The organism is bacterium, from assembly GCA_040757115.1.
In the GTDB taxonomy this organism is placed as follows: domain Bacteria; phylum UBA9089; class CG2-30-40-21; order CG2-30-40-21; family SBAY01; genus JBFLXS01.
Window position 1 is genome coordinate 1 of the sequence record JBFLYA010000396.1, and the last position, 2,117, is coordinate 2,117.

Consider the following 2,117-nt stretch of genomic DNA (forward strand, 5'->3'; position numbering starts at 1 on the left):
TGTTGTGCCTCGTGGTGTTGAACTCGCAAAGCACTTTGCTGACCAGGAATAATAGTTGATTTTCCATCCGAAGTTTCTCCATTAGAACAGATATATCGCCTGTTTTGACATAAATTGCATCCTTCATTAGACTTATTTAGATGAACAATTTCTTTACTTATCTTCTCGTTATTTATCAAGAAATTAAATATAGAATGAAAAGAGCCTATTTGCCAACTACGAGGATTACTTTCTGCTGGATTTTGAGGGAAATTAGTTCGGCTAAGAGGCAAGGAGTTAGTAGTTCGGTTATTTAAATGAAAATATACCCGATAAGCGCCACTAATTCGACTTACAGCATCAACCCCTGAAATTTCCATTTTCTAAAACCTCCAATAGAGTTCTGCAAAACTAAGAAACTGTAGTTTTTAAGCGGGTATTTAAAACCTCTATTTTTATCAATTTCCTCCAAAGAGCAAAATGCAAAACTCGTTTATAGTTTATGGTTTATAGTTTATAGTCTATAGTCTATAGTCCTTCAACTATCAACTATCAACTATCTACGGTTTCTCCCCCAAATCCTATTTTGCAGAACCCTAGTAAACAGTTACCCTTAAATCAACTCTTTAAGCAGGCGGAAGAAGAAGAGATGTGCTCTTCTGAAAGTTGGTAATTTAGAGTTACCCCATTTTCGTTCATATTCATGACTTGGCACTTCACAAATCCGATAGCCTTTTTTTAAACATTTCATTATCATTTCATGTTCAATATCAAACTGATTGGCTTTAAGATTCAGGTTTAAAGCAACACCTTTCTTAATTGCCCGAAAGCCATTAAGGCAATCCGTTAATGTTGTTTTAAACCGGAGGTTAATAATCAAGGTAATTAATCCTCCGCCAACCATTCGGACATAATTAGAGAAATTTCCATGAAACTCATCACTTCCGCCTAACATTCGAGAGGCAATAACCAAATCTGCCTTATTTTGAATGATAGGTTCAATCAATCCGGGAATATCCTTTGGTTCATGAGAACCATCCGCATCGATAAACGCAACAATATCGTTTTTTGCCACTGATATTCCGACTCGATATGCGTCTCCTTTCCCCTTTTTATTATCTAAAATTACCTTTACCCCGGATTGGGAGGCAATTTCGCAGGTATTATCCGTTGAATGACCATCAACCACAATAACTTCATCGGCATAAGGTCTTACCTGTTCAATAATCTGTTTAATCCCTTCTGATTCATTCCGTGTTGGAATAATGACTGAAGTTTTCATCTTGTTACCTCTTTATAATTCCCAGGGCACAAAGAATTATAAAATAAATCTTTCAATTTCATCCCTCAAGCCAATTCTCGACCCTTAAACCTTTTATCCGATTGAAATGCTTGATATTCCCTGTGACCAGAGTGGCATCATTTACTAAAGATATAGCGGCTATTCTTATATCTGGCTCTGCAAGTAATTCTCCTCTGGTTTCCAATTCTGTTCGAATCCGTCCATATTCTCTTGCTGTGTTTTCATCAAATGAAAGAATTCCACATAGAGAAGGGAATACTTCTTCTTCTATCTTTTTTATAATGAGCTGAGGATAAGGTGACTTGAAAGCCCCATAATACATCTCTCCGACGGTAATGCTTGATGTGTACTGGAATTGAGGAGGTAAATCTTTAAGCCTTTCAATAAGAGCAGAGGAAGGATTCCTTTTCATTAGGTTACTCAAGATATCCGTATCAAAGAGATATTTCATTACAAAATTACCTCTCTGTCCTTTGATTTTTCCCGCAGGGAATACACTCTTTCCACTTCTTTAACAAAGTTTTGAGCATCATCGAATTTGCCCACAATACTAATCAGTCCTTTTCTCTCTTGCTTCTTGTTTAAGGAATGGAGTAGATTAAGATATTCTGGCTTGATTATGGCCACCATAGGTCTTCCCCTTCGCTCGACGATATACTCATCGTCCTTATAAACCACCCTGGTCATCAACTCAGAAAAAGATCTTTTGGCTTCAGCAACACTTACTGATTTAATACTCATAATTCTTCCTCCCTTTTAGTTATTTTGACATAATGTCATTATGACCTATAATACATAATATCAGATTTAGATAAAATAGTCAACTGTTTTTTTT

4 protein-coding genes are annotated in these 2,117 nt (G+C 36.2%); all 4 read right to left on the reverse strand.

Features of this window, described 5'->3' with window-relative positions; translation table 11 throughout:
- On the reverse strand, positions 1–359 hold a 359-nt coding region (locus AB1422_19055; GenBank protein MEW6621401.1), incomplete at its 3' end, for a hypothetical protein.
- Between the two features lie 233 nt (positions 360–592).
- Positions 593–1,261: a glycosyltransferase family 2 protein gene (locus tag AB1422_19060; protein MEW6621402.1), complete on the reverse strand. Its 669-nt coding sequence runs from the start codon at positions 1,259–1,261 to the stop codon at positions 593–595.
- Positions 1,262–1,319: 58 nt separating this feature from the next.
- Entirely contained in the window at positions 1,320–1,733 is a 414-nt protein-coding gene (locus AB1422_19065) for a type II toxin-antitoxin system VapC family toxin (protein ID MEW6621403.1), read from the reverse strand.
- Positions 1,733–2,023, reverse strand: coding sequence for a type II toxin-antitoxin system prevent-host-death family antitoxin (locus tag AB1422_19070; protein MEW6621404.1), 291 nt, complete (start codon positions 2,021–2,023; stop codon positions 1,733–1,735). The genes AB1422_19065 and AB1422_19070 overlap by 1 nt, the downstream gene beginning before the upstream one ends.
- Positions 2,024–2,117: the final 94 nt, after the last annotated feature.